Here is a 20365-nt window from a genome sequence, read left to right on the forward strand (position 1 = left end):
CTAAGTCATGTCTGAATCGAACATGTCCCGTCGTGGCCTGTTACGCAACGGCGCACTGATCGGCGGCCTGGCCGCGTTCGGCGGCGCATTGCAGGCGGCCCCGGCGGCGGCAGCCGGTACGAGTTCCACCAGCGCGGTGCCCCGGGCCGGCGCGCAAGCTGCGTCATCCGGGTCAGCCGACGGCGTTGTCGACATCCCGAACAAGTACAACGTGCCGTTCTCGGTCGCGGACGACGAACTGTTCGTCTTCGCCGCGAACTTCAAGCCCTTCGAGCTCGGCGGCAACGACGACGGCCGGGAGGCGCACCGGTACTTCGACGCCGTGTTCGGCGATGCGATCCGGGCGAAGTTCCCGGACATCAAGGTGAAGTACGCGACCTGGGACTACCCGATCCGCTACGAGGACATCGCCAAGACCACCCGGGTGCCGGACCTGATCCTGGAGGACCCGCGGCTGCGGATCGACCGGGACCTCGAGCCGCTCGGCTGGACCCAGGACATCACGGCCGCCGTGCAGACGGCCGGCATCGACCTGAGCACGCTGAACGTCGGCTCGGTGGAGCAGATCAAGTCCCGCTCCGACGGCGGCCTGTACGGCGTCCCGCTGTGGATCGACGAGAGCCTGCTGTTCTACAACAAGAAGATTTTCGACAAGTTCAGGGTGAAGTACCCGACCACCGGGTCGACGTACGACGACATCTACCGGATCGCGCAGAAGCTGACCCGGCAGGACGGCCTGGACCACTACAAGGGGTACATGCAGCACCCCGACAACTACCTGGCGATGAACCAGCTCGGCCTGTACCCGTTCGTCCCGGGTTCGAGCGAGCAGCCGGCGCCGGAAGACGTCAAGGTCAGCCTGACGAGCGCGGAGTGGAAGTCCGTCGCGAACAACCTGTACCGGTTCCTGATGATCCCGCGGAACAACTTCACCACCGTGGACGACTTCTTCAAGGGCGACATGAGCTTCCCGGGCCACCTGGCGATGGCCGTGAACAGCCTGTCGAAGCTGAACGCGTACGCCCTCAGCCCGTACTACGTCGAGGAGGACGACGCCGCGGAGTTCGCGGAGTGGGCCAAGAGCGTGGACATCGGGGTCACGTCGATGCCGGTGCTGTCCCGCGGCTCGAACGCGATCTACCAGCCGGACACCCGGGCCGCGTTCATCCCGCCACAGTCCAAGCACCAGGACCAGGCGCTCGACGTGGTCAAGTACCTGGTGTCGGAGGAGATGCAGACCCGGATCTCGTCGTACGGCATGAAGGGTGTGCTGAAGACCGACGCCGTCGTGAACGCCTTCGGTACGGCGATCCCGGAGCTGGCCAAGATCGACACCTCGGCCGTGTACTGGGGCGAGAACGCGGTGATCAAGAACTACCAGAACACCGAGTACTGGGACATCCCGCTGTACAAGGTGTTCCGCCAGCATGTGCTCACCGACGGCATGGACGTCGACTCGTCGCTGCAGGTCACCGAGCAGACCGACATTCCGGACTACATCAAGGCGCAGGTCGCCCGCGGGCTCACGTGGTGATGGCACGGTGACGACAGATCCCAGGTTCGACGGCCGCATCCGTGAGGGTGCGGCCCTCCTGCCGACCATCCATCCCGGCGACAGCCACGCCGCCACGCTCGTCGAGGCGGCGAACGGCGACCTGCTCTGCGCCTGGTTCAACGGCCCGGGGGAGGGCGAACCGGACACCAACATCGTCCTGTCCCGCCTCCCCGCGGGCGCGGACACCTGGCTGGAGCCGGTGCAGCTGTCGTCGGACCCGGAACGCTCGGAACAGAACCCGCTCCTGTTCGTCACGCCCGACGGCCAGGTGTGGTTGCTGCACACGTCCAACGAACCACACGATCAGTCGACCTCGCGGGTGATCCGCCGGCGGTCGGTCGACAACGGGCAGTCGTGGGGCGAGGCCGACGTGTTGTTCGACCACCTCGGGTCGTTCATCCGCAACCCGGTTGTGGTCCTGAGCAACGGTGATTGGTTGCTACCGGCGTACGACTGCGACAAGAGCGCGGAGCGGACAGTGCTGAAGCTGAGCACCGACCGCGGCGCGACCTGGTCGACCGTCGAGGTTCCGGACGCGATCGGTCAGGTGCAGATGACCGTCGTCGAGCTGTCGCCCGGCGAACTCCTCGGGTACTTCCGCAGCCGCGCCGCCGACCGCATCCACCGGTCGGTGTCGAAAGACAACGGCCGGACCTGGACCTCGCCGGAGCGGACCTCGCTGCCGAACAACAACTCGGCTGTGCAGGTCCTGCGGCTGGACGACGGGCGGCTCGTCATGGTGTTCAACGACTCGTCCGCGGAGCGCGACCAGTTCCGCTGGGTCGACGACGGCAAGGGCGGGCTGCGGCGCAAGACGCTGCGGACCCCGTTGACGCTCGCGCTGTCCGAGGACGACGGCGCCACCTGGCCGTACTGGCGGAACCTGCAGGTGCAGGACGAGGAGTACCACAGCAACGAGCTCGGGTACTCGTACCCGACGCTGCTGCAGACCCGCGACGGGCGGCTGCACGTCGCGTATTCGTTCCTGCGGAAGACCATCAAGCACGTGACCCTGGCACCCGAGTGGATCCAGGCAGGAGATCGATTGCCATGAGTGTTGAGAAGTGGGGCCTGCACGAGCTCACCCTGTCCGGACCCGCGGAGCTGACCGGGGGCAACCCGTTCGCGGACGTGGAGTTCCAGGTCACCTACCAGTTCCGGAACCGGATGGTGACCGTCGACGGTTTCTACGACGGCGACGGCACGTACCGCGCGCGCTTCTCGCCGGACCGCGAGGGGGAGTGGTCGTACATCACGTCGAGCTCCGCCGCCGAACTCGACGGGCACCGCGGCAGCTTCACGTGTACGCCGCCGGCGGCCGGGAACCACGGTCCGGTCGAGGTGCTCGGCAGGCACCACTTCTCCTACACCGACGGCACGCGCTACGACTGCATCGGTACGACCTGTTATCACTGGACGTACGAGTCGAAGGACCTCCAGGAGCTCACGCTCGCATCGTTGCGCGAGGCCCCCTTCGACAAGGTGCGGATGTGCGTGCTGCCGACCGACGGGATGCGGCCGGAGCGGACGCCGTTCGTGGGTTCGACGCCCGGTGAGGTGGACGTCGAGCGCTACGACCCGGAGTTCTTCCGGCACTTCGAGGGCCGGGTGGCCGATCTGCTGGCGCTCGGCATCCAGGCCGACCTGATCCTGTTCCATCCCTACGACAAGGGCGTCTGGGGCTTCGGCCGGATGACTCCCGCGCAGGACGCCGCGTTCCTGCGGTACGTCGTCGCGCGGCTGGCGGCGTACCGGAACGTCTGGTGGTCGCTGTCGAACGAGTACGACTTCAACCACGACAAGACGATCGGCGACTGGGACCGGCTGCTGCAGCTGGTGCAGCGCTACGACCCGTACCAGCGGCTGCGGTCGATCCACAACGGCACGAAGATGTACGAGGTCTTCACGCCGTACGACTTCTCCAAGCCGTGGATCACGCACCAGAGCGTGCAGCACTGGGACGGCGCCGAGACCGCCACCTGGCGGGACTGCCCGAAGCCGGTGGTGATCGACGAGATCGGCTACGAAGGCAACGCCGGTCGCCGCTGGGGCAACCTGACCGCGGACGAGATGGTGCACCGGTTCTGGCAGGGCATGGCGCTCGGCGGGTACGTCGGGCACGGCGAGTCGTTCGTCGACCGCGAGACCCGCGCGTGGATCTCGGTCGGCGGCCGGCTGTACGGCGAGAGCCCGGAGCGGATCGACTTCCTGCGCGGGGTGTTCGCGGGTCTGCCGCGGCAGTCCGACGGTGACGTCGACGGCGACCGCTGCGTCCTGCACTACCTCGGTGACCGGCAGCCGGCCGCCGTCGAGCTCGACCTGCCGGACGGCACGCCGTTCCATTTCGACCTGATCGACACGCGCGCAATGACGATCACCCCCCTGGCCGAGTACTCCGGCTCCAGCCGCATCCCACTGCCCGCCACCCCGTACCTCGCCCTGAGAGGGACCCGATGACGTCAGTTGCACGCTGGGACGTGCTCGAACTACCGCTACCCGGACCGACCGGCGTGGTCTTCCAGCACGCGTCCGGTGCGAGCGCCTACGCGGAGCCCTTCCAGCAGGGAGACGGCTGGTTGGTGCGCTTCAGCCCTGAGCTGGAGGGCTCCTGGACGTACGACGGCGGTGCGGTGGAGTGCACTCCGGCGACCTCGCGAGGAGCTGTCCGTAGGGTCGGCACGACCGTGCGGTGGGCCGACGGGACGCCGTACCACCCGTTGACGACCGAGTGGTTCGGGCAGCCCGAGCAGTGGGCTGCAGCGCGTCCGGCGCTGGCCGCTTCACCGTTCAATCGCGTACGGCTGCGAGTCTCCGCGGCGCTCGAGGAGCAGGTCCGCGATCTCCTGGCGGCTGACGTGATCGCCGATGTCGTGCTGCCTGCGGACGAGGAGGTCGTGCGGGATCTGGTCAATCGGCTGGGGGCGTACCGGAATGTGACGTGGTGCCTTGAGGCGGCCGGCAACTCACGGCAGTTGGCGGAGCTGATCGCGGAGCTCGACTCGAGCCGGCACCTGATCTCGATGCACGAGGCAACCGATCCTGGGCCGCCGTGGCTCACGCACCTGAGCGTCCGGCTCGAGAACCTCCGGACGGTCTCGCCGCTGCGCCGGGACTACGCGAAGCCGGTCTTCGTCGACGCCTGCGGTCATGAAGGCGACGGGATCACTCCGGACACCAGCCTGCGTCCCGAGGAGCTGCTCACCCGCATCTGGGAGGGGACGGTACGCGGCGCGTACGTGACCCACGGCGAGTCGTACGGCGATGCACCCTGGTCGGATGGCGGCCCCAGGCCGACCGGTGTTGTCGCGCAGCGGTTGCGGCTGCTGCGGGAGGTGCTGGACGAGTTGCCCGACGGCGCCGAACCGATCGACGACTACCGCGATGCGCCGACGCTAGCGGTGCCGGGGTCGTACTACCTGCAGTACCTCGGCGAGCACCAGTTCCCGGACCGTACGTTCACCCTGCCCGCGGGCGAGTACGACGTCGACGTACTGGACGTGTGGAACCACTCGGTCCGCAGTACGAAGGAAACAGTCACCTCGGACGCGCTGATCGTCCGGTTGCCCGGCACGCAGTACCAGGCGATCCAGATCCGCCGGACGTCCTGATGCCTGTGAACAGCTCCGCGCTCACGTCGGGTCCCCGTCAGGCCGAGCTGCGTCGTACGCCGGACGGCGTTGTCCTGCAGTTCGGCCTGGTGGACGGCCCGGTGTACCTGGAGCGCCCGGTCGGGAACCTGCTCACGTACTCGGCCGGCCGCCCGTGGCAGGTGGACCCGCCGCAGCCCGACGGCTGGTGGATCTCGCGGCGAGCCGGGGAGCATCGCGCCGGGTGCCGGACCGGGCCGCTTGCCGTCGAGCTGCGGCTGGCGTTCGACGATGCGGACCGGCTGAATCTCGAGGTCCGCTGGCGCAACACCGGCCAGCGCCGGCTCGCGGACCTCGCGGTCGGGCTGCTGCTCGACCTCGGCCGCGTGCACGACAGCCAGCTGACCGTTCCGGGCCTGATCTACAACGACAACCCGTCCGCGGACCCGGCCCGCGCCGTGCCGCGCGTCGGTCACACGCCCGGCGGCGGCTTCGTCGCCGAGGAGGACCGGCTCCCCATCCCCGGTATCAACCTGGAATGGCGCACCGGGCGCGACCGCCGCTGGCTGTCAGTGCTGTCCCGCCCGCAGGCCCGGCGCGCGGCCGACAGCCAGGTCCGGTACGGCTCGCTCGGCGTGCTCCGGCAGGACGGCCCGGTGATCGCGGCGCTCAGCGGCGTACTGATGTTCGACGGCAAGCAGGACGTCCGGTACGTCAGCAAGGCCGAGACCGAGGCGACCGACGACGGGTACCTCACGCTGCTGCCCGGGGAGGTGTACACGCAGCGTCTGGTCCTGGAGTGGGGACCGCAGGAGACGCGCGGCCATGCGTTCCGTGAGCTCGTCCGTACGGGCCGCGCGCTGTTCAACTCGGCCGGTGCTCAGGCCCTGACGGTCGACGAGATGATCACGCTGAAGACGGTTGCCCTGGACAACAGGTGGTACCAGGCCAGGACCGTTGCCGGGTACACCAAGTTCAGCGACATCCCCGGCAACGGACCACGGAAGCCGACGCACTTCATGTACGGCTGGACCGGGCAGGCGCTCAAGCTCGCGTGGTGCGACGCGCAGCTCGGGTTCGGCGCGCGCGACCGGTTGCGCATCGACCGCTGCCGGGCGGCCGTCGAGTTCTATCTCTCCGGCAGCCCGACGCCGACGCCTGGTCTGCGGCACAACGCCTATCAGGTCCCGAGCCGGCGGTGGACCAGCTTCCGGACCGGCAGCAAGCCGATGGTCTCCAGCCGTGCGTACGGCGAGACGATCAGCGATCTGGCCGACATCATCATGCTCTTCCGCGACCAGGGAGAGCCTGTGCCGCCGTCCTGGCCGGCCGCGCTCGAGGAAGCCATGGCGTTCCTCCGGGGCGCGCAGCTGCCGGACGGTACGTTCCCGATCGGTTGGCGGCTCGACGGCGCCCCGGCAGCGACCACCGTGTCCGCAGCAGGGATCCCGTGTGTGCTCGCGGCCTTGAAGGCGTCCGAGATCCTCGACGACCCGGAGCTGTTGTCAGAAGCAACCACCTGGCTCTCCCGGTACTACGACCAGCACGCCCGGACGTTCGACCGCCCGTTCGCGCGCTCCACGCTGGATGCGGCCTGCGAGGACAAGGAGGCCGGCATGTACTACTTCATGGCGGCCTACGAGCTCTATCGCCGTACCAAAGACCCGCGCTACGCGGACTGGTGCGAGGTGGCGGCGGACTGGCTGCTCACCTGGGTGTACGTGTGGTCGCCGGAGCAGGACGCGGACGCGCCGCTGCACACCTCGGGGTTCAACACGATCGGCTGGCCGTCGGTCAGCGTCCAGAACCACCACCTCGACGTGTTCTTCCCGACGTACGAGCTGCTGGCCTTCGGCCTCGCGGCCGACCGCCCGGAGTACGTCGCCGCCGCCTGGACCACGCTGTACGCGATGACGCAGGGCGTTGCGGCCAACCCGGACGACTGGAACTTCCCGCTGCCCGGCGAGCAGGGCGAGGCGGTCTTCCAGACGCACTGGCAGCGGCGTGGGCACACGAACACGTGGAACCCCAGTTGGGTGATCGCTGTCCCACTGGCCAACGCGCTCCGGATCCGGGCGCATGGCTGACCGGCTGATCACGGAGTACGGCGCCGAGCCCGGCGTGGACTGCTCCGCGGCGATCGCCAAGGCGATCGATGCGGGCGGACGGGTCGTGGTACCGGCGGGGGAGTTCCTGACCGGGCCGATCCGGTTGCGCAGCAACGTCGAGCTGCACGTGTCCGCCGGCGCGACGCTCCGGTTCCGTACGGACCCGGCGGCGTTCCCGATCGTTCGTACTCGTTGGCAGGGGATCGAGTGCTTCAGCCACTCACCGTTGATCTACGCGTACGACGAGACGGACGTCGCGATCACCGGCACAGGAACGCTCGACGGCGGTGCGAGTACCACGAACTGGTGGAGCAGCACGCGTCCGCGGACCGACTGGGAGCGCCTGCTGCGGATGGTCGACGAAGACGTACCGGTGGAGCAACGGGTGTTCGAACCCGGGCACGGGTTCCGCCCGAGCTTCGTGCAGCCGTACGAGTGCCGGCGGGTCCGGATCGAGGACGTCCGGATCGTCAACGCGCCGATGTGGGTGGTGCATCCGGTGTTCTGCCGCGACGTTCTGGTGCGCGGTGTCACCGTCGACTCGCTCGGCCCGAACAACGACGGCTGCAACCCGGACTCCTGCGAGGACGTGACGATCACTGGCTGCTCGTTCACGACCGGCGACGACTGCATCGCGATCAAGTCCGGCCGGGATGCCGACGGGCGCCGGGTGGCGCGGCCGTCGCGGAACATCCTGATCGAGTCCTGCCGGTTCACCTCCGGGCACGGCGCGCTGACCATCGGCAGCGAGGCCTCCGGAGGGGTCAGCGACGTCCGCGCCCGGGACCTGCACATCACCGGAAACGGGGTTGGCAGCATCGACCACGCGATCAGAATCAAGACGAATTCGGAGCGTGGCGGTGTGATCGAACGGGTGACGGCCTCGGACATCACGGTGGACGCGGTGACGACGTCCGCCGTACTGATCACGACCCGGCATGCGGAGCCGGAACAGTTCGGCGGGTATGCGCCCGTCGTCCGCGACATCCGGATCTCCAACCTGACGGTCTACTCCGCACCGCGGACCGTCGAGATCGTCGACACCCCCCAGGCGCCGGTCGAGGGCTTCACGCTGACCTCCGACCGGACGGCCACGAGTTCTATCGACCCGAGACGGAGTGTTCCTGGTGACCACTGACTGGGTGCTGTCTGAAGCGCCGGCGGCCGCAGAGCTGAGCGGGCTGACGGCGTACGACCTGCGCTGCGAGCATCGTTCCGAACCGCTCGGCATCGGTACAGCGCGGCCGCGGCTGAGCTGGCGGCTGGCATCGCCGACCCGTGGTGATCGGCAGGACGCGTTCCGCGTGCAGGTGCTGCGGGACGGCGTACAGGTGTGGGACAGCGGGTGGCTGGTTGGGCAGGAGACGTACGTCGACCACGATGGCGCGCCGCTGACGTCGCAGACCGACTACGTGTGGCAGCTGTCGGTGCGGGACGTCGCCGGTGCGGTGTCGACAGCGGACGCAACGTTCGCGACCGGGCTCTTCCACTCCGACGAATGGGAGGCGCACTGGATCGAGCACGACTACGACACCGACCCGTACTTCGAGCCGCCGGTGGATCGCAAGGAGCCGCGAACGGTGCGGCAGGCAACGATCGCACCGCCGCGGCACTATCGACGTACGTTCGAGCTGACGCAACCGGTGCACCGGGCGCGGGTCTATGTCACGGCCCACGGGCTGTACCAGTTCAGCGCCAACGGGCAGCGGATCGGGAACGACGAGCTGACGCCGGGCTGGACCGACTATCGCGAGCGGGTTGCGTACCAGACGTACGACGTGACCGACCTGCTGCGCGAAGGCGAGAACGTGATCGGCGCCGTCCTCGGCGAGGGCTGGTGGTCCGGGTACGTCGGGTGGGACACCCGCAGCCACGCGCACCACTACGGCAAGAAGCCGCAGCTCCTGGCGCAGCTCGTGGTCGACCACCCGGACGGCTCGCGCACCGTGGTCGCGACCGACGGGCGGTGGGTCGAGCACGTCGGGCCGATCCGGTTCGCGGACCTGCTGATGGGGGAGTCGTACGACGCCCGCAACGAGCTGGGCGACTGGTCGAGTCCTGGGTACGACGCGAGCGGGTGGGCGGCCGCGGGCGATCTCGGCGGTGACGTGTCGACGGTGATCGCCGCGACGACCGAGCCGGTACGGGTGACGTCCGAGCTGCCTGCAATCGCGGTCACGGCGCTCGAACCGGGACGCTTCGTCGTCGATCTCGGGCAGAACTTTGCCGGCCGGGTGCGGTTGCGGGTCCGTGGTGCGGAGGCCGGTGACCGGATCCGGTTGCGGCACGGCGAGATGCTGGAGGCGGACGGTTCGCTCTACACCGCGAACCTGCGGACCGCCGACGCGACCGACTACTTCGTCAGTGCTGGTGCGGACGAGGAGTTCTTCGAGCCGATCTTCACCGTGCACGGCTTCCGGTACGTCGAGATCGACGGGTACCCGGGTGAGCTGACGCGTGACGATGTCGTCGGGCGGGCCCTGCATTCGGACACCCCGGTCGCGGGCCGGTTCGAGTGCTCGGATGCGGGCGTGAACCAGCTGCTCAGCAACATCCGCTGGGGTCAGCGTGGCAACTTCGTGAGCGTCCCGACGGACTGCCCGCAGCGCGACGAGCGGCTCGGATGGACGGCGGACGCGCAGATCTTCCTGCCGACCGCGGCGTACCAGGCCGACGTACTGACGTTCTTCGAGAACTGGTTCGCCGATCTCGCGGTCGCGCAGACCGCCGAGGGCGCGATCCCGGACGTCATCCCGCACGTGATCACCGGCCGGCACGGCACGCCGGCGTGGGCGGACGCGGCGACGATCGTGCCGTGGACGCTGTACCGGATCTACGGCGACGAGCGGGTGCTGCGGGCCGCGTGGCCCGTGATGCAGCGCTGGGTCGAGTACGTGCATCGCGCGAACCCGGATCTGATCTGGCGGAAGCGGACGAGCGGGCACTACGGCGACTGGCTGCAGGTCGGGGTTGTGACGGACCGGGACGTGCTCGCGACGGCGTACTTCGCGCGGAGCGTGGAGTTCACGGCTGCAGCGGCCCGGGTGCTGGGCCTCGCCGACGAGGCTGCGGCGTACGGAGAGTTGTGGGAGCGGATCCGGGACGCGTTCGTGGCGGAGTTCGTCGATGCCGAGGGCAAGGTGCGCGGCGACACCCAGACCGGGTACCTCCTGCCGCTGGCGTTCGGTCTGTTGCCGTCGTCGGCCGAACAGGTGGCGGTGAAGCATCTCGTTGCGGATCTCGAGCGCCGCGACCGGTCGCTGACGACCGGGTTCGCGGGGGTCGCGTTGTTGTGCCCGATCCTGACGAAGTACGGGTACGCCGAGCTCGCGTACGAGCTGTTGCACGACGACCGGTACCCGTCCTGGGGCTACTCGATCAAGCATGGCGCCACGACGATCTGGGAGCGCTGGGACGGCTGGACCGAGGAGAACGGGTTCGGTCCGGTGGCGATGAACTCGTTCAACCACTACTCGCTCGGCTCGGTCGGCGAGTGGCTGTACGCCGATGTCGCCGGCATCAGCCAGTCGGCCGACTCGATCGGCTTCCGCGACCTGGTGATCAAACCCCAGCCCGGCGGCCGCCTCACCTGGGCCAAGGCCTCGTACGACACCCCCACCGGCCGCGTCTCAACGTCCTGGACCCTTGCCAACGGCAACTTCACCCTGGACGTCACGATCCCACCCGGCACCACAGCCGCCATCCACATCCCCACCACAGACCCCAACTCAGTCCAAGAAGCCGGCCAAGCCCCACCCGAAGCAGCCGGCCTGACCGTCCTTGCCCCCACCCCAACCACAGCAATCCTCCGAGCCCACCCCGGCACCTACCACTTCACAGCCCGCGCATGAGCCGCCGGTGGCGGGTTGTTTCACGGATGGCCTGCTGCAACCCACCAGCCGTGACACAACCCGCCAGCGCGCGGGGAGATCAGCGGGTTCGGTGGGGGCGGCTCGTCGAGGCGCGGAGGGTTAGGGTGCCTTGGACGTGGGTGGTGGGCTGTTTGGCGCCGGGGGAGAAGCGGGCCCAGGCTTGGCGGCCGAGCTCGACCGTGGAGACTGCATACGTCGTGAGGCCGGGGTCGGTGTGCGCACTCATCGGCGCATCGTCGATGCCGGCCACCGACAGGTCGCCAGGGACCGACAGGCCGAGCTCGCGCAGGCGACTGAGGACGCCGACCGCGACGTGGTCGTTGAAGCAGATCATCGCGGTCGGGCGGTAGGTCAATGCCTCGTCCACCGCCTCCCGCCCGTCCGCGAGCGTCGACCCGCACGGCACCCGGATCACGGTCAGACCGGACGCCTCAGGAGAACGAAACCCCCGCTGACGTTGCTGATCGGACCACGCGGCCGGAGGCCCTTGCAGGTAAGCGATCCGCTTGTGCCCGAGCGACGCAAGATGCTCGCACAGCGCCCGCACGCCAAGGTGATAGTCGACAACGACCGAGCCAACCGCAGGATGCCGCAGGACCCGGTTGATCAGCACCAGCCGGCGCGCCGCCTCGGCAACCTCCCGCAGCCGCGGCGTACTCATCCGAGGTGCACACAACAACAACCCGTCGACCCACCGCGCGAGCTCGAGAGCAGATCGGTACTCCTGCTCCGGATCCTCCTCGGTCCCCGCCACGAGCGTGTGGTGCTCGTCGGCCGCTGCCTCACCGGCAACACCCTTGAGGATCTCCGCGAAGTACGGATTGCCGAGATCCGGTACGACGACGCCGACCGTACGGCTGCTCCCGCGCAGCAGCGTCTGCGCCGCCGGGTTCGGCCGGTAGCCGACGTCCTGTGCGGCGGCACGCACCCGGTCGGCGACCTCCGGCGAGACCGGCTTGCCGCCGCTCAGCACCCGCGAGACGGTCGCCGTCGACACCTCGGCCAGCCGTGCCACGTCGTGGATCGTGGCGCGGGCAGCCGTGCCGGTCCCAGCGGCCTGGGCAGTTCGGGCGGCTCTGGCGGCTCTGGCAGCATGGTCCGCAGAAGGCGTTCGCACGCGCCCATTGGACCATGACGGCGGCGCAGATCGCTGCTCCGCGGGCGATGTAAACCTTTTCCCGATTTCTCGCGACAACCTCTTGACGCAGCGGGACCGCGCTGCGATGTTAACCAGGAAAAGGATTACCTGCCCACCGCCCCGGGCTTCTGTGCGGCGGTCTGCGCGAGGAGAACCACCGTGCGAAATCGTCTCCTGAGTCTCTGTCTGGTCGTGCTCGCCGGCGCCGGCCTGCTGACCGTGTCGGCGGGCCCGGCCGCGGCCGCGAACCCGGCGACGTACGGGCCGTTCGATCCGCGGATCGAGCTCGACGGCCACTGGGGCCGCGACGACGACGTCGCGATCACGGTGAACTCGGGCTCGTCGGTCCGCCTCCGGTTCACCGGCTCGCACCTCGGCGCGTTGTTCGACACGTCGTCGATCACGGTCCCGGCCCAGCTGTACGTCTCGATCGACGGTCAGGCACCGACGCTGCAGAAGGTCGACGCGGATCACAAGGTGTTCGCCGACGACCTCGACCCGAGCGTCGCGCACACCGCGGAGATCCTGGTCAAGGACGTCGACGAGTACGAGAACCGCTGGAACGTCCCGCTGCAGACCGGTGTCGTCCTGAACAAGATCGAGCTCGCCCCGGACGCGAAGCTGATCCCGTTGCAGACCACGGCCGACCGGCGGATCGAGTTCTACGGCGACTCGATCACGCAGGGCGTGATGGCGCTCTGCCCCGAGCTCGGCACGGACTGCGCGGACGGCACCAAGGCGTACCCGCATCTGATCGGAGACGCGTTCGGCGCCGACACCAACCAGGTCGGCTTCGGCAAGCAGGGCATCCTGCAGCCGGGACACGGCAACGTCGGCACGGCCGCGGAGTCCTTCGGCTGGAACCTGGCCGGCTTCCCCGCGACGGGCTTCGACCCGGGCGCGGTCGTCGTCAACTTCGGTACGAACGACGCGGCGTACGGCAGCGCCGAGTTCACCCCGGCGTACCTGGCCTATCTGCGCCAGATCCGGACGGCGGACCCGCACGCACTGATCGTTGCCCTGCGCCCCTTCAACGGCACCCACGCGGCCGACATCAAGGCCGCGGTCGCCGCCGCCAAGGATCGCCGGATCGTGTACGTCGACACGACGGGCTGGCTCGGGCCGGACGACTTCAACGGCACCACCCACCCGAACGTGCAGGGTCATCAGGTCGCGGCCGCCAAGCTGACCGCGGTCCTCGAACACCTCACCGGCTGGCGGGCCTCCCGCGCCGGCGACACCGCCGAGCCGAGACTCGCGCCCGCCGGTCCCGCGGACGCGACCTGCTCGGACACGCCGCTCACGATGACCTTCCGCGGACCGGTCCGCCTCGGCGTCACCGGGAAGCTGCAGATCCACCGCGCGAACGGCGACGTCGTGGACACGATCAGCCTTGCGGACCTCGCGTCGTACCAGCGCACGGTCGGCGGCGCCCGGACCGACTTCGATCAGCTGCACATTTGGGCGTACCAGGCGGTCGTCGTGAACGGGCGGACCGTCACCGTCTATCCGCATCAGCGACTGGCTCCCGGGCAGGTGTACTACGTGACCGTCGACGCCGGCTTCGTGGTCGGCAACCCCGGGATCAGCAACTGGCGTTTCCGGACGCAGCGCGATCCGGGCTCCGATGGGCAGCTGACCGTGGACGGGCGTGGTGGCGCGGACTTCTGCACCGTGCAGGCGGCGATCGACTTCGTCGGCGACGGGCACAAGTCGACCATCGACGTAGGGCCCGGGCTCTACCGTGAGCTGGTCTGGGTGCCGCCGACCAAGCCAGGGCTGACGATCAGCGGCGCAGGCGCCGGCAAGACCGTCATCGGCTACCCGAACAACAACCTGCTGAACGGCGACTCCGCGATGGGGAGCGTCCCGCAGGAGCAGTCGTACTGCCAGCGGCGCGTGATCCCGCAGTCCGACCGCTTCAACTGCTGGCGCGCCGCGATGGGTGCGTTCGCGGACGACTTCACGATGACGGATCTGACCGTGCAGAACCTGACGCCGTACCGCGGGTCCCAGGCCGAGGCGTTCTTCGGGAACGGCGAGCGGATGGTGCTCGCCCGAGTCCGGATCCTCGGGTACCAGGACAGCCTGCGGCTGCAGGGCAAGGCGTTCGTGACGAACAGCTACATCGAAGGTGATGTGGACTTCGTCTGGGGGACCGGTGGCGTGTTCATGCAGGACTCGGAGCTGAAGGCGCTGCACGAGGGCTACTACAACCAGGTCCGCAACATCGACAACGGTCCCGGCAACATCTTCGTCCGGGTCCGGCTGACCCGGGCACCCGGGCTCGCCGACGACAGTGTGTTCCTCGCCCGCGCCGAGCTCGCCCGGTTCCCGACGAGTCAGGTCGTCTTCATCGACTCGGCGATGGACAGCCACGTGAAGAAGACCGGCTGGCAGATCACCAGCCCCAACGACTGCGCGGCCGCCGGCCAGATCCGGTTCTGGGAGTACCACAGCACCGACTTGGCCGGCCGCCCGCTCGACACCACCGCGCGACTGGCGTGCTCCCGGCAGCTCGGCGACGAGGAGGCCGCGCAGCTGCGCGACCCGGCCTTCGTCTTCGGCGGCTGGCACCCGGTCGTTCCCCGCCTCGAAAGGTGAACCACAATGAAGAACGTCAACCGTCGGGCCATTCTCGGAGGTGCTCTCGCCGTGACTGCCGGCAGCGCAACCGGCTGGCCGCTGAACGCGTCCGCCACCGAGGTACCTGGGCAGGTACCGGCCGGTGGTGTGCAGCCGCATCCGGTGCCCCGGCCCGTTGCGCCGGTGAACGCTGAGATCGCGGCGGCCCACGCGGCGACGTACCGGACGCTGCCGGAGGTTGTCGTCGGCGTGGACGTCGAGGATCTGATGAAGATCCACACCGCCGCCGACGCGGACGCGCTCCGTCCACAGCTTGTTGCACAGGTGTGGAAGGACACCGGCGTCCTGCCGAAGGGGCTGCCGACGGTCCAGCGGGACATCGCCGCACCGGACGCGCTGCCGGAGTTCACCGGCGTACGGCGCTACGACAAGCTCGATGTGGCGATGGAGTTCGGGTACGTCTCCACGGTCTTCCTGCTCGTACCGGAGCAGAGCACGCACCGGCGGATCGCGTACTACCACAACGGCCACGGTGAGGGGCCGGAGACGATGCAGCCGGTCACGCAGGCGCTGCTCGACCACGGGTACACCGTGCTGCTGTTCGCGATGCCGTTCTACCACTGGAACCCGAAGACCCTGCAGGACCCGGCCGATCCGACCAAGCAGCTGCAGCCGTCGCACAACGACCTGCCGCAATGGGCCTCGGACAACTACTCGCCGCTCGCCCTGTTCCTGACGCCGCTGGCCGTCGCGACGAACTACGTGCAGGCGACGTACCACCCGTCGTCCGTGCAGATGATCGGGCTCTCCGGCGGTGGCTGGGCGACCACGGTGTACCCGGCGCTGGACACGCGCATCACCCGCTCGTACCCGACTGCCGGCTCGCTGCCGTTCTTCGTCCGGCCCGGATCACCGAAGCCGAGTCCGACCCGCGGCGACTGGGAGCAGCGGCTGGACATGCAGCCCGGTTTCTACGGGCTGGCGGACTTCCCGGACTTCTACGCGCTGGCGTCCGTCGGGCGGAACCGCCGGCAGATCCAGATCCTGAACCGGTTCGACGACTGCTGCTTCAACGGCGTCGGCCACCGCTCCTACGAGGCCGCCGTCCGGCAGCGGATCGCGGTGATCGGCACCGATGCCGTCAGCAACGAGTCGAACGGCCACTGGGAGCTCCTCGAGGACGCCACCCACCAACTGCACGCCATCAGCCCGTACGCCCTGTCGGTCATCCTCTGGGACCTCGACGTCCACTGCGCCCACCTGCCGTAACTGGTCACCAGGGACGTCCATCACCTGATCTGATGGACGTCCCGGACCGGCTGGTTGTTGATGGTGACGTTGGTGAGGGTCAGGCCGGCGTGGTGGACGGTGCTGGGGGCGTCGACGGTGAAGGTGCTGTCGACGACGCGGAAGTCCTCGATGGGTGAGTGGCGGTAGCCGCGGAGCAGCAGGGCGTTGCGGGCGTGCTCCACCTGGAGCCCGCGCAGCTCGACGTTGCGGACGTACGGTGTGAGCGGGCCGGCCTCACCTTCGCCACGGAAGAAGTTGCACTGGACAACTTCCTTGGTGACGTTGGTGACCGTGACGTCGCGCAGGTAGACGTTCTCCACGAACCCGCCGCGGACCGCGTTCGTCTTGATATACAGCGCGAAGTACGGTCCGTCGATCCGGCAGTCGCGGACGTAGACGTTCCGGATGCCGCCGGTGAGGTCCGAGCCGAGCGTGATCGCGCCGTACTTGACCCGCAGCTCGCAGTCCTCGATCAGCACGTCCTCGGTCGGTACTCCGACCTGCAGCCCGTCGGCCTCGCGCCCGGACTTGAGCGCGAGGCAGTCGTCGCCGGCCGCGATCACGCACCGCTGGACGACGACCGAACGGCAGGACTCGAGGTCGATGCCGTCGTTGTTGGGGCCCTGCGAGTCGATCACCAGATCGCGGATCGTCACGTTCGTGCACAGCACCGGATGGATCTGCCAGAACGGCGAGCGGACGACGGTGACGCCTTCGATCAGTACGTTCGTGCAGTCGTAGGGCTGTACGAAGCTGGATCGCAGCCGGCGGCCGCCGACCCGATCCGCGAGCGGCACCCCGTACCAGCTCTGCTCCCGGAGCTGCTTGAACTCGTCGTCGCACTCGTGGAACCACTGCCACCAGCTGTCCCACGAGCCCTGCCCGTCGAGCGTGCCGGTGCCGGTGATCGCGATGTCCGTGCAGCCGTTGGCGTAGATCATCGGCGCGTGGTTGAGCACCTCGAGACCCTCGTACCGCGTCTCCACCAGCGGGAGGTAGTCGGCCGGGTCGGTGCTGAAGCGCAACGTGGCGCCTGCGCTGACGTGCAGTTCGACGTACGAGAGCAGCCGGATCCCGGTGGTGTGCCAGACGCCGGGCGGTACGACGACGCGCCCGCCGCCGGACTCGTGGCAGGCCTCGATGGCGGCCGCGATTCCGGGCCCGGCATTCGCCTCGACCGCGCCGTACGACGTGATCGGGAAGTCGACGGCGGGAAACGCCGGCGGCCGGACGCCGGCCCGGATCCGGTCGGCGTCCGCCCAGCCGGCGATCACAGCAGCTGCGCCGGATCCGTGATGGGCTGCCCGTTGACGGTGAAGTTGCGGAACGTCAGCTGGGTGTCCTGGATCGAGCTCGCGGCATCGATGCTCGTGTACGTGCAGTCGATCAGCCGGAAGTCCTGGATCGGCGAGCGCGGGTAACCGAAGATCGAGAACGCGTTCCGGGCGTGGCCGACGTTCACGTTCCGCAGCTCGACGTTGCGGACGTACGGCGTCAGCGGGCCGACGTCGCCCTCGCTGCGGTAGAAGTTGCAGGAGACGACTTCCTTGGTCAGGTTCGAGATCTCCAGGTCGCGCAGGTAGAGGTTCTCGGCGAAGCCGCCGCGCACCGAGTTGGTCTTGATGTACAGGCCGAAGTACAGGTTCGGGCTGCCGATCGTGCAGTTCCGGACGAACACGTTCCGGACGCCGCCGGTCATCTCGCTGCCGATCGTGATCGCGCCGTACCGGATGTTCAGCGTGCAGTCCTCGATCAGGATGTTCTCCGACGGCACGTTGATCCGCAGGCCGTCGGCGCCCTTGCCGGACTTGATCGCGATGCAGTCGTCGCCGCAGTCGAGCGTGCAGTCCTGGATGTGGACGTACTGCGAGCTCTCCGGGTCGATGCCGTCGTTGTTCGGGCCGCGGCTGTCGATGTGGACGCCGCGGATGGTGACGTAGCGGGACAGTACGGGGTGGATCTCCCAGAACGGCGAGCGGAGGATCGTCACACCCTCGATCAGTACGTTCTTGCAGGACTGGGTCTCGATGAACGCGGCGCGCAGGTGGTGCCCGTCGCCGAACACCCGCTGCTCGACCGGCACGCCGTCCTCGGTCATCTGCGTCAGCGCCTGCGCGTCAGGGCCGGACGGGGTGACCCAGGACCACCAGTCGTCCCAGGTCGCGCCGCCGTCGAGCGTGCCGCCGCCGGTGACGGCGATGTTCTCGCAGTCACGCGCGTAGATGAGCGGGGAGTAGTTCATGCACTCCTGGCCCTCGAAACGGGTCAGGACGACCGGGAGGTAGTTGGCCGGGTCGGTGCTGAACAGCAGCGTGGCGCCGGTGGAGACGTACAGGTTGACGTTCGACTTGAGGTGGATCGCGCCGGTGAGGAACGTTCCCGCCGGTACGACGACGCGACCACCACCGGAGCGGTGGCACGCGTCGATCGCCTTGGTGATCGCCTCGGTCGCGAGCGTGGTGCCGTCGGGGATCGCCCCGAACGTGGTGATGGAGAAGTCGCGCGGCTGGAAGCGCGGCGGACGGGTGTGAGCAAGAATGTCGCCCACCTTCCCCCACCCCGGCCCAGGATCGTGAACAGCCGAGCCGGCCGGTGCCTGGGTTGCGGCCGCCGCGTTGCCGGCGGTCAAGCCTCCGGCTGCACCCGCTGCGGCAGTCGCTGCACCGAGGCGGAGGAAGTTCTTGCGGCTCAGGTCATCCATGTGATGCTCCTTCAGTTGTCGACGCGGGCGCCGTTGATCCAGACCTGGTTCAGGCGCAGTCCCTCGACGTTCTCGACCACGTTCTCGTCGGTGATCGCGTCGAAGCGGCACTGGTGCAGGTGGATGTCGCGCAGCGGGTCGTCGGTGAGGCCGAGCAGGTTCAGGGCGCGTGGCGCGGACGCCACAGTGAGCTGGCTGATCGTGATGCCGTGCACGTCCGGCGGGTAGTCGCCGGTGATCACGTTCGCGTAGTTGAGCACGATCTCGACCACCGAGTCCGCGGCCTGGCCGACCTCGACCCGGCGGACGTCGATGTTGCGGATCGTCCCGCCGCGGTCCGGGTTGCTCTTGATCCGGATCGCGCGTTCGAGATGCGGGCTGCTCATCGTGCAGTCCCGGACGAAGATGTCCATCACGCCGCCGCTGGTCTCACTGCCGGCCGTGACGCCGCCGTTCCCGTCGGCCATCTCGCAGTTCCGGACCACGGCGTACCGCGACGGCACGTTCACCCGGCGGCCGTCGGCGTCCTTGCCGGACTTGAACGCGATGCAGTCGTCACCGGTGGAGATCGTGCAGTTCTCGATCAGCACGTCGGTGCAGGACTCCGCGTCGATGCCGTCGTTGTTCGGGCCGTCCGGGCTGTCGACCGTGACGCCGCGGATCGTGACGTTGCGGCAGAGCACCGGGTGGATGTTCCACATCGGCGAGTCCTTGACGGTGATGCCGTCGAGCAGGACGTTCTCGCAGCGGTTCAGCTGCAGCAGGTTCGGGCGGAGGTAGTGGCCGGCGCCGAAGACCCGCTGCTCGACCGGGACGCCGTCCGCGGCCATCTGGATCAGTACGGTCTTGTCCGGGCCCTCGTTCGGCGGTGGGCCGCCGGTCCAGTCCCACCAGTGCGTGGCGTCGGCGCGCCCGTCAAGCACGCCCTGCCCGGTGATCGCGACGTCGCGCTGGCCGTACGCGTACACGAAGGCGGAGTAGTTGTAGCACTCCGTCCCCTCGTAGCGCGTCGGCACGACCGGCAGGTACGCCGCCGGGTCCTGGCTGAACGCGAGCCGCGCGCCCTTCGCCAGGTGCAGGTCGACGCGGCTCAGCAGGTGGACAGCACCGGTGCGGTAGTCACCGGCCGGAACCAGGACGTGCCCGCCGCCTGCGCGGTGGCAGGCCTCGATCGCGGCCCGGATCGCCGTCGTGCAGTCGGTGGCGTCGTCGCCGACCGCGCCGAAGCGGGTCACGTCGAACCAGCGATCGGGGAACCGCGGCGGCCGGATCCGGCGCAGGATCGCGGCCACCTGCGCGTCCGCAGCGGGACCGCCCGGGCCGGACGAGGGGGTCGTGCCGGACGGGGCGCCCGGGTCCGGCAGGACAGGGCCGGCGGCGGCCGGGGCGGTACCGCCGCCGAGTATGGCGAGAGCTCCACCGGCGAACAGGGCTCCACCAGCGGACAGAACAGTACGGCGACGAACGGGGGCGGGCATCCGCGTCCTCCTAGCGTGCAAACGATTGCAATGATCGTGCCCGGAGAGCG

The 20365-nt window shown here is 68.9% G+C and carries 13 protein-coding genes; 9 read left to right on the forward strand and 4 right to left on the reverse strand.

The annotated features are described in order from the left end of the window. The first annotated feature begins 7 nt into the window (after positions 1-7). The 7 genes from ACGFI6_RS25935 to ACGFI6_RS25965 are packed head-to-tail and all read left to right on the forward strand — an operon-like array spanning position 8 to position 11101. Entirely contained in the window at positions 8-1534 is a 1527-nt protein-coding gene (locus tag ACGFI6_RS25935) for an ABC transporter substrate-binding protein (protein ID WP_393122794.1), read from the forward strand. A gap of 7 nt (positions 1535-1541) precedes the next feature. Continuing rightward, positions 1542-2609, forward strand: coding sequence for an exo-alpha-sialidase (locus tag ACGFI6_RS25940; RefSeq protein ID WP_393122796.1), 1068 nt, complete (start codon positions 1542-1544; stop codon positions 2607-2609). Beyond that, positions 2606-4012: a DUF5060 domain-containing protein gene (locus ACGFI6_RS25945; protein WP_393122798.1), complete on the forward strand. Its 1407-nt coding sequence runs from the start codon at positions 2606-2608 to the stop codon at positions 4010-4012. The genes ACGFI6_RS25940 and ACGFI6_RS25945 overlap by 4 nt, the downstream gene beginning before the upstream one ends. Continuing rightward, positions 4009-5163: a DUF5605 domain-containing protein gene (locus ACGFI6_RS25950; protein ID WP_393122800.1), complete on the forward strand. Its 1155-nt coding sequence runs from the start codon at positions 4009-4011 to the stop codon at positions 5161-5163. The genes ACGFI6_RS25945 and ACGFI6_RS25950 overlap by 4 nt, the downstream gene beginning before the upstream one ends. Continuing rightward, positions 5163-7229 (forward strand): hypothetical protein, encoded by a 2067-nt coding sequence (locus ACGFI6_RS25955; protein ID WP_393122802.1) that lies wholly within the window; start codon positions 5163-5165, stop codon positions 7227-7229. Before ACGFI6_RS25950 ends, ACGFI6_RS25955 begins: the two co-directional genes overlap by 1 nt. After that, positions 7222-8388, forward strand: coding sequence for a glycoside hydrolase family 28 protein (locus ACGFI6_RS25960; protein ID WP_393122804.1), 1167 nt, complete (start codon positions 7222-7224; stop codon positions 8386-8388). The genes ACGFI6_RS25955 and ACGFI6_RS25960 overlap by 8 nt, the downstream gene beginning before the upstream one ends. Further along, entirely contained in the window at positions 8378-11101 is a 2724-nt protein-coding gene (locus ACGFI6_RS25965; protein ID WP_393122806.1) for a family 78 glycoside hydrolase catalytic domain, read from the forward strand. The genes ACGFI6_RS25960 and ACGFI6_RS25965 overlap by 11 nt, the downstream gene beginning before the upstream one ends. A gap of 79 nt (positions 11102-11180) precedes the next feature. Here ACGFI6_RS25965 and ACGFI6_RS25970 read toward each other — a convergent pair whose 3' ends face one another. Next, a complete protein-coding gene (locus tag ACGFI6_RS25970; protein WP_393122808.1) occupies positions 11181-12239 on the reverse strand; it encodes a LacI family DNA-binding transcriptional regulator in 1059 nt (352 codons plus the stop codon). Positions 12240-12419: 180 nt separating this feature from the next. On the opposite strand from ACGFI6_RS25970, the gene ACGFI6_RS25975 reads away from it, so the two are divergent. Together ACGFI6_RS25975 and ACGFI6_RS25980 are read left to right on the forward strand one after the other, a co-directional pair. Continuing rightward, positions 12420-14864 carry a pectinesterase family protein gene (locus ACGFI6_RS25975; RefSeq protein WP_393122810.1) on the forward strand — a complete coding sequence of 815 codons (2445 nt, stop codon included), beginning with the start codon at positions 12420-12422 and terminating at the stop codon, positions 14862-14864. Between the two features lie 6 nt (positions 14865-14870). After that, a complete protein-coding gene (locus ACGFI6_RS25980) occupies positions 14871-16115 on the forward strand; it encodes a hypothetical protein (protein WP_393122811.1) in 1245 nt (414 codons plus the stop codon). A 20-nt stretch (positions 16116-16135) separates the two neighbouring features. Here the strand turns inward: ACGFI6_RS25980 and ACGFI6_RS25985 are convergent, their stop codons facing one another. The 3 genes from ACGFI6_RS25985 to ACGFI6_RS25995 are packed head-to-tail and all read right to left on the reverse strand — an operon-like array spanning position 16136 to position 20315. Beyond that, positions 16136-17410, reverse strand: a complete 1275-nt coding sequence (locus ACGFI6_RS25985; RefSeq protein ID WP_393122813.1) for a glycoside hydrolase family 28 protein — start codon at positions 17408-17410, stop codon at positions 16136-16138. Then, entirely contained in the window at positions 17407-18837 is a 1431-nt protein-coding gene (locus tag ACGFI6_RS25990) for a glycoside hydrolase family 28 protein (RefSeq protein WP_393122815.1), read from the reverse strand. Before ACGFI6_RS25990 ends, ACGFI6_RS25985 begins: the two co-directional genes overlap by 4 nt. Positions 18838-18848: 11 nt before the next feature. Then, positions 18849-20315, reverse strand: a complete 1467-nt coding sequence (locus tag ACGFI6_RS25995; protein ID WP_393122817.1) for a glycoside hydrolase family 28 protein — start codon at positions 20313-20315, stop codon at positions 18849-18851. Positions 20316-20365 lie beyond the last annotated feature (50 nt).

It is taken from the genome of Kribbella sp. NPDC048928, from assembly GCF_043197975.1.
Lineage (GTDB): Bacteria > Actinomycetota > Actinomycetes > Propionibacteriales > Kribbellaceae > Kribbella.